This window comes from uncultured Thiohalocapsa sp., from assembly GCF_913063425.1.
In the GTDB taxonomy this organism is placed as follows: Bacteria; Pseudomonadota; Gammaproteobacteria; order Chromatiales; family Chromatiaceae; genus Thiohalocapsa.
Map to the genome: position 1 here is coordinate 1 of NZ_CAJXYK010000095.1, position 8,013 is coordinate 8,013.

Annotated in this window: 7 protein-coding genes and 1 pseudogene; 5 read left to right on the forward strand and 3 right to left on the reverse strand. The window is 69.0% G+C overall.

Going from position 1 to position 8,013, the window contains the following annotated elements:
• Together QZ607_RS25240 and QZ607_RS25245 are read right to left on the reverse strand one after the other, a co-directional pair.
• A pseudogene (locus QZ607_RS25240) lies at window positions 1–328 on the reverse strand (hypothetical protein); the annotation flags it as partial.
• A gap of 240 nt (window positions 329–568) precedes the next feature.
• On the reverse strand, window positions 569–718 hold the full coding sequence (locus QZ607_RS25245; protein ID WP_295888890.1) for a hypothetical protein: 150 nt from the start codon (window positions 716–718) through the stop codon (window positions 569–571).
• A 327-nt stretch (window positions 719–1,045) separates the two neighbouring features.
• Between QZ607_RS25245 and QZ607_RS25250 the strand changes: the two genes are divergently transcribed.
• The 5 genes from QZ607_RS25250 (at window position 1,046) to QZ607_RS25270 (ending at window position 7,454) form a co-directional block, all read left to right on the forward strand.
• Window positions 1,046–2,269 carry an efflux RND transporter periplasmic adaptor subunit gene (locus QZ607_RS25250; protein ID WP_295888893.1) on the forward strand — a complete coding sequence of 408 codons (1,224 nt, stop codon included), beginning with the start codon at window positions 1,046–1,048 and terminating at the stop codon, window positions 2,267–2,269.
• Window positions 2,266–5,436, forward strand: coding sequence for an efflux RND transporter permease subunit (locus tag QZ607_RS25255; RefSeq protein ID WP_295888895.1), 3,171 nt, complete (start codon window positions 2,266–2,268; stop codon window positions 5,434–5,436). Before QZ607_RS25250 ends, QZ607_RS25255 begins: the two co-directional genes overlap by 4 nt.
• A 131-nt stretch (window positions 5,437–5,567) precedes the next feature.
• Complete coding sequence (locus tag QZ607_RS25260) at window positions 5,568–5,765, forward strand: hypothetical protein (RefSeq protein ID WP_295888897.1); 198 nt, start codon at window positions 5,568–5,570, stop codon at window positions 5,763–5,765.
• Between the two features lie 50 nt (window positions 5,766–5,815).
• Window positions 5,816–6,001: a hypothetical protein gene (locus QZ607_RS25265; protein ID WP_295888900.1), complete on the forward strand. Its 186-nt coding sequence runs from the start codon at window positions 5,816–5,818 to the stop codon at window positions 5,999–6,001.
• 724 nt (window positions 6,002–6,725) lie between these two features.
• Window positions 6,726–7,454, forward strand: a complete 729-nt coding sequence (locus tag QZ607_RS25270) for a hypothetical protein (RefSeq protein WP_295888902.1) — start codon at window positions 6,726–6,728, stop codon at window positions 7,452–7,454.
• A gap of 219 nt (window positions 7,455–7,673) precedes the next feature.
• Here the strand turns inward: QZ607_RS25270 and QZ607_RS25275 are convergent, their stop codons facing one another.
• A complete protein-coding gene (locus QZ607_RS25275; protein WP_295888905.1) occupies window positions 7,674–7,925 on the reverse strand; it encodes a hypothetical protein in 252 nt (83 codons plus the stop codon).
• Window positions 7,926–8,013: the final 88 nt, after the last annotated feature.

The following is an 8,013-nucleotide window of genomic DNA, read 5'->3' on the forward strand; positions in this document are numbered from 1 at the left end:
CGACGCCGGCGGCGGCGCGCTCGGGCGCCAGTCGGTACGTCTCGCACACGTCCTGGCACGTCTCATCGAAGTCCTCACCGCGCGGCGTATTGATCCAGCCGCGGGTGCGGTGCGGCTTGAGGTCGGCCTCGCGCAGAAAGCGCCCGATGGAGCCCGCCGAAATGCACTTGACGATGTCGCGGGCAACGGCCGCTGCGGCCAGATCGTCCAGCGTCCAATGGGTCAGCTCGCGCCCGTCACACGACGGCGGTTCACACGCCAGCGCGATCATCGAGCAGATCACCTCAGGCGTGAAGGTCGGCGGCGTGCCCGGGCGCGGCGCGTCCACCAAGCGCTCAAGCACCGACGCCGTGCCGACACTCGCCGACCAACGCCGACCAACGCCGACCAACGCCGACGCCAGCGTTGCACCGTTGCGCGTCCGACCGACAGCTCGGCTACCGTTGCGCGCACACCGCACCCCGCCGCGGCGACCTGCGCGGTGACCCGCTGCGCCGGCTCCGCGGTGCCGTTGCGCACCTGCGCGCGCAGGAGAACCCGGCCTCTCCCCGGCGAATTCGCCGGGGCCTCAGTTGCGCACCTGCGCGCGCATTAGAACCTCGTAGCCGGCGCGGCCCCGGGAGATGACGTCCACCGGGGTCAGGGTAGGCTCCAGCGCGGCGACCCGACTGATGCCGATTACCGCGATCAGGAGCCGGTGGAGGTTGCGCAGCTTCATGCCGGTCTCCGCGACAACCGCCCGCCAGACAGCCCGCCAGCCAGCCAAGCCAGCCAAGGCAGCCAAGCCAGCGATGCGTGTGGTACTGAGAGAGCAATCAGTGCTCCCCTTAGATTGCGGAAAGACCAGCAGAGGAGCGTGACGGCCAGGTGAAGGCGTCGGGGGCCGCACAGCGCCCTGCGGCAGGGCTCTGGCGAGGCTTGACTCTGATCAAAAGATAAGGGACTTACCTAGTCCCGTGACCCTTTTGCTGCCCACGTCGCCCGTCATCCAACGTAGTCTCTGCCGCCGCCGAAGATTCAGGCACCAGGGTTCGAGGGCCAGCCCATGCTCAGCACCGCCGCCCGACTGCTCCCCGCCTTCGTCTTTGCGCTCGCCACCGTCGTGGGCTGCGAGCGACCAGGAGGCTCGCTGTTCGATGGGCAGCAGGGGCCGCCCCGCGTGCTGACAGCGCCGGTCGTCGAGCGCGAGCTGGCGTTCCGGCGGCAGTTCCCGGGCCTGACACTGGCGCGCCGTCAGGTTCAGTTGGTGGCGCCGGTCCCTGGGTTCCTGGTGGAGCAGTCGGCCGCGGACGGCGCCTTCGTGCAGTCCGGCGACGCCCTCTACCAGGTCCGCCGCGCCCGCTACGAGGCGGAACTGGAGCGCGCCGTCGGCGAGCTGGCGGCGGCCCGGGCGGCCCTGGACAATGCCGAGGTTGCGCTGGGTCGGCAGGAGGCCCTGTGGCGGGACCGCAACACGAGCGAAGCCGATCTGCTGGATGCCCGCGCTGATCGAGACGAGGCCGCGGCCGCGGTGACCGAGGCCGAGGCGGCCGTGGAGCTGGCGCGCATCTCGCTCGCCGACACACAGATCGACGCGCCCTTCGCCGGGCAGCTCGGGCGCTCGGCGGTCAGCACCGGCAGCTACCTCAATGTCGGCGAGCCGGTGGGGAGCCTGGTCCAGCTCGATCCGATCCAGGTCCGCTTCGAGATCCCGGAGCGCGTTTATCTCTCCCACTTCGGCGATCTGAGCGGGATCGACAGGGTGCGCGTCGGGCTGTTGCTCGCAGACGGCGAGCCCTTCGCCGGCAGCGGCCGGATCGCCTTTTTCGACAATCGCGTCGAGTCCGCAACCGGCTCCATCGCCACCTTCGCCGAGCTGCCGAATCCACAGCACCGCCTGCGCCCCGGCATGTACGTCAAGGTGCTGCTGGAGCGCGACCTGCGCATTCCGTCTCTGCTGATCCCCCAGGCGGCGCTGCTGACGGACCAGCTCGGGGACTATGTGTACATCGTGGACGCGGACGGCCGTGCGCAGCGGCGCGATGTCAGCGTCGGCCAGACGGTGGACGCGCACATCGTGGTCACCGCCGGGCTCGCCGCCGGCGATCGGGTGGCGCGCTCCGGATTGCAGCGCCTGCGCCCCGGCATTGCCGTGGACGTCGCTGATGCAGACGGCGCCGCCGGGGCGGGGGCCGACGACAACGCCGGATCGAAGCCCGAGCCGGCGCCCGACCCGAAACAGCCGGCGACGGACGCCGATGGCGAGGCCCAACAGGAGCAGCAGCCATGATGATCGGCCATTTTTTCATCGACCGGCCGAGGTTCGCGATCGTCATTGCCGTCATCACCGTGCTCTGCGGCCTGATCGCGATGCGCTTCCTACCCGTGTCCGAGTACCCCGACGTGACGCCGCCGACGGTGGTCGTCACCACGAGCTGGCCCGGCGCCGCTGCCGAGACCGTGCTCGAGAGCGTCGTCGCGCCGCTCGAAGACGCCATCAACGGCGCCGAGGGCATGCTCTACATGAGCTCCTCCAGCTTCAACGACGGCAGTGCCAACATCACCGTTACCTTCCGCATCGGCACCGATCCGAAGCTCGCCGCGGTGGACGTGCAGAACCGGGTCTACGGCGCCATGGCGCAGCTTCCCGAGGCGGTGCAGCGCCAAGGGGTCTCGGTGGACCGCAAGTCCACCGATATCCTCTGCGTCATCTCGCTGTATTCGCCGAACAACGCCTACGACACGGTCTTCATCAACAACTATGCCGACATCCATCTGCTGGATGCGCTGCGGCGTATCCCCGGCGTCGGCGCGATGGCGCTGTTCGGCGACAAGACCTATGCGATGCGGGTCTGGCTGGACCCGGAGCGGCTGGCTGCCTACGCGCTGACCTCGGCCGATGTCGCCGCCGCCATCGAGGCAGAGAACATGCAGGTTGCGGCCGGGCGCATCGGCGCCGAGCCGGCGCCCGCCGGCCAGCAGCTGACCTACGGCGTGCAGCTGCGCGGGCGCCTTGCCACGCCCGAGGAGTTCGGCGGGATCCTGGTCAAGACGCTGCCGGACGGCAGCGCCGTGCGGGTGCGCGACGTCGCCCGCGTCGAGCTCGGCGCCCGCAACTACGACTCCACCGGCTTGTTGGACGGCGAGTACCCGGCGGCCCTGATGATCGTCAATCAGCGCCCCGGGGCCAATGCGCTGGAGGTGGTGGATGCCATCAAGACCGCGCTCGATGCGCAGCGTGAGCACTTCCCGCCGGATTTGCAGGCGACCCTGTATTACGACACCACGGTCTACGTGCGGGCATCCATCGCCGAGGTGGCGGAGACGCTCGCCATCGCCGTGGTGCTGGTCATCGGCGTCGTGTTCCTGTTCCTGCAGAACGCCCGCTCGACCTTCGTCCCGGCGGTGACGATCCCGATCGCCCTGATCGGCACCTTCGCGTTCCTGCTGGTGATGGGCTACTCGATCAATGTCATCACGCTGCTCGCGCTGATCCTCGCCATCGGCATCGTCGTCGATGACGGCATCCTCGAAATCGAGAACGACAACCGCTTGATGCAGGACGAAGGCCTGTCCCCGCACGAGGCCGCCTGGAAGACGGTCAGCCAGACCACCGGGCCGGTCATCGCCACCACCCTGGTGCTGCTCGCGGTGTTCGTGCCGATCGCCTTCTTCCCCGGCCTCTCCGGCGAGCTTTACCGCCAGTTCGCGCTGACCATCGCCGCGGCCGTGTCCCTGTCGGCGCTCAACGCGCTGAGCCTGAGCCCCGCCCTGTGCTCGCATGTGCTGCGCCCGCCGAGCGGGCGGGTTGCCGCATCCTTCCGCTGGTTCAATGCGGGGTTCGGATGGCTCGGCGAGCGCTACGCCCGCGCCGTGGGCGGGGTGGTGCGCCGGGTTCCCGTCATGCTGCTGCTGTTCGCCGTGGTCGGGGTGGCCACGGTCGCCCTTTATCTGCGCGTGCCCACCGGCTTCATCCCGCCGGAGGACACGGGCAAGTTCATGATCAACATTCAGCTGCCGCCGGGGGCCGCGCTGGAGCGCACCACCGCGGTCAGCGATCGGGTGGCCGCGATCCTGGAGGACACGCCGGGCGTTGAGCACTTCATGACCATGGCGGGCTACAACGGACTCAGCCAGTCCTACTCGCCTGCGTCCGCCTTCATGATCGTCGTGCTCGCCCCCTGGGAGGAGCGCGGCAGCCGCGAGACCATGTTGTTCAGCATCATCCAGCGCCTGAGCCGGCGCTTTGCGGACGAGGTGCCGGAGGCCCAGGTCATGCCCTTCATGCCTCCGGCGATCCCGGGCATGGGCATGTCCGGGGGCTTCGAGCTGGTGATCCGCAGCCCCGGCGGCGGCTCGCCGGTGGCCCTCGGCGAGGTGGTCGAGCGTTTCATCGCCGCAGCAGAAGAGCGACCGGAGGTGGCGCATCTGTTCACGACCTTCCAGACCGGCGTACCGTCGCTGTACGTGACCGTGGACCGGCACCGCGCCGAGACCATGGGCGTACCCCTCGCGCACGTGTTCACCACACTCCAGGACGCCCTCGGCTCGCGCTACGTGGACGATTTCAATCGCTTCGGCAAGGTCTATCAGGTCATTCTTCAGGCCGATGGCGCCGCACGGGCGCGCATCGATGACATCGCGCGGCTCCAGGTGCAGAACCGCGACGGCGACATGGTGCCGCTGTCGACGCTGGTGCAGATCGAGCGCCGCTCGGGCCCGAACGAGATCAGCCGGTACAACATGATCCAAGCGGTGACCCTGCACGGCATGTCCGGCCTCGGGTATGCCTCCGGCGAGACCATGGCCGCGCTGACGGCGGTCGCCGCCGAGACCCTGCCGCCGGGCTACGACTTCACATGGACCGGGTTGTCCTACCAGGAGGTCGCCGCCGGCAACACGGTGCTCTACATCTTTGCCGTATCGCTGGTCTTCATCTACCTGTTCCTTGTCGCCCAATACGAGAGCTGGACGCTTGCCTTCGCGGTGCTGATGGCGGTACCAGTGGCGGTGCTCGGGGCGCTGATCGCGGTGGCGCTGGTCAACCTGCTGCTGCCGGTGATCAACAACAACATCTACGCCCAGATCGGCATCGTGCTGCTGTTCGGCCTCGCCACCAAGATCGCCATCCTGATCGTCGAGTTTGCCAAGCAAAGCCGTGAAGCGGGGATGGAGATCATCGCGTCCGCGGTGCATGCGGGGCGGCTGCGCTTCCGACCGGTGCTGATGCAGGCGGCGGCCTTCCTGCTCGGGACGCTGCCACTGGTGATCGCTTCCGGGCCGGGCGGCATGGCGCGCCGCTCCATCGGCCTCGCCATCTTCGGTGGCATCCTGTTGTCGGTTCTGGTCGGCCTGCTGCTGATGCCCGCCGCCTATGTACTGATGCAGCGGCTGGCGGAGGCTCTTGGCGCCGCCAAGACGCGGCGCAGGCCGAGCGCGGAGACGGCTTCCGGGTGACATCGAGGTGTGTCTCGATCACATGAACGTCGTCCGCGAATGCGGCCATCCCGAGGCTCACGCACTTCGCGACCCTCTGGCAGTCGGGTAACCCGGCCATCGTCACGGCCACCACGGCAGGTGGCGCCTTCATGAGCAACATTGATGACCTCACCAACGGCGGGATCGCCGTCGGCGACGGTATGCTGAACGGCGATATTCGCGCTTTCGCCATGATGCCGCGCTCCGTCCCGGAGCCGGGAACACCTGCCCTGATGGCACTGGCGGCGGTGCTGGCATGCCGGGTCGCAGCCGGACGCAGCGCCGGGCGGCGCCGGATGCCCGGATGAGCCAAGCCGATGCCTGACGAGGCCGGCATCACAAGCTCGGCCAGTCCCACTTGGCCAACGACGCCGATGCGGCGGCCTACCGTGCGGACACCCGCCGTTGCTCCAACGGCGCGATCTTCCGCGACATCCTCGGCGAGTGCGCGCGCACCCCAGCTCACTGCGACTGGTGCGGGTACCGGCAGGGCCACACCCGCCGCCCGGAGCGCCTCGGCACTCAACCACTCGATGCCGGGTGAAATCCACCGGCGTGGGGCATAACCCGCAGCCATCTCCGGCGCAATCGCGCAAAAGCTTCGCAATTCAACCCGATCCGGGCTGGCCCCGCCCTTGCAGGCGATGAGGCGAGCGCAGACCGCATCCCGATGCCCAGGACGTGCAAGCGCCTGTCAGCGCGCTTCGGCCTGATGGGCAGCGGTGGCAACCAGGCCTTCACGCCCTGGGAATTCGTCGAATTCGAGATCGAAGGCGCCATCCACACAGCCGATGGGCCAAGCCGCGACCAGTCTGGCCAGCCCGGGCCGCAGCAAGGCAAGCGCCAAAGTGAGGGCCGGTACCCCAGGCTCACGACAATCGAGACTCCAGGCCACGCCGGCACCCGGGGATGCACCGGCATATACCCATGCATGCCGCGCGGCAAAACGCCTGAGACGTGGCACGGAGACTGCGCCGTCAACCAAGTGAGCCAAACGAATCAAGCGAGCCAAGTAAACGGAGGTGACCATGCAATCGAATCGCGCACTCTTGGCAATTCTGGCCGTCGTCCTGCTGATGGCGGCTTACGCGGCCCTGCAGGACCGCACACCCCCAGTCCCGGCCGGGGGAGCTGAACAGGCCCGCACGGAGCGCAGCATGGACAGGGGCTCGCGCACCGGCGCACCCACTGACTCGGCGACGAGCCGGCAAGCTCCCGAGCCCACCGCAGCGGCACCGCGCGCCACCGATACCCCGTCAGCCAACGCCATGGCGCAACCCTTCGGCTTCGTGAGCGAGACCTTCGGCGGCGCCGTCACCGACTCGGCAGCGGCGACTGCGACCACAAGCAGCGCCGGTAATGACCTGCTGGATACGACCCTGACCAAAATGAAGGAAGCCGCCCAGACCGTCGGCGCCGCGGTCACGGAAGCCGCCCAGGAGCTCGGCAAGACCATCGGCGCCGCCGCCAAGGAAGCCGCCGAGGAGACAGGCGCAATGCTCGACCAAACCGTCGAGGACGTCAGCGAGGCCACCCAGGACGCCGCAGACAAGGCCGGGGCCCTGACAACCGAAGGCGCGCAGGAAGCCGCCGCCGCGCTGGAAGAGACCGCCACCGAGGCCGGCGCAGCCGCCATGGAGGCCGGCAAGGCCGCACTGGAAACCGCCGAGGAAGCCGGCGCCGCGGCCTTGCAAGCCGCCGAGGAAGCCGGCGAGGCCACCATGGACACCGCCGAAGACGTCGGCGCAGCCACCATGGACACCGCCCAAGACGCAGGTCAGGCCGCAACGGAGGCCGCCCAGGAGGCCGGCGCCGTGATCAGTGACACGGCCGAGGACGCCGGTGAGGCGATCAGTGAAACCGTGCAGGAGGCCGAGGACATGCTCGAAGAACCCGCCGCGCCAGCCGACGACACCAGGACCGATCCAGCCAAGGACGCCGGCCAGACCACTGCCCCGGCGGGTCAGGGCAGCAGCACCGCAGGCGAGCAGGACTGAACCCACCGACCCGGACTGATCCCCGCGGTCGCGACGGGCGGGACCTCGCCCGCCGCGACCGCGCGGACGCCCGACTCGACCCTGCGGACTCCGTCAGGCCCGCCGCCGAACCGCCCGTGCGCAACACCAACCCCACCAACCGGAGCGCGGTCCTCCCGCCGTTCTAGCCCGCACCCACACGGAGCCGACGGCAAACGCCCACTGCGCCCACCCAAAAGCTCAGCCTTCATCCGGCACCAGCCCATTCGCAGCCATCACCCGATAGACCTTGCGGCTGGTCTGCTCCAACCGCTGCAAGTCCTCAAGGCTCGGCCGCTCCCCCACCGCGAGCCGCGCCTCCCAGCCCGCAAGCTCGCCATCCAGATACTCCAACAGCTTCACCGTGCAGCCGTCGCACTCGCCGGTGCAGGCCTGCGCCGCCGGCAGACCGAAGGGAATGGCGTCCCGGACCTGCGCGATGAGCTGGTGCATGGCAGTGGTGGTGTCGGGCTTCATGCGAGGTGGTGCCGCGTTGCAGCAAGTCTTCGCCGGTGATGGGCTGCTCGGCCCATCACGCACA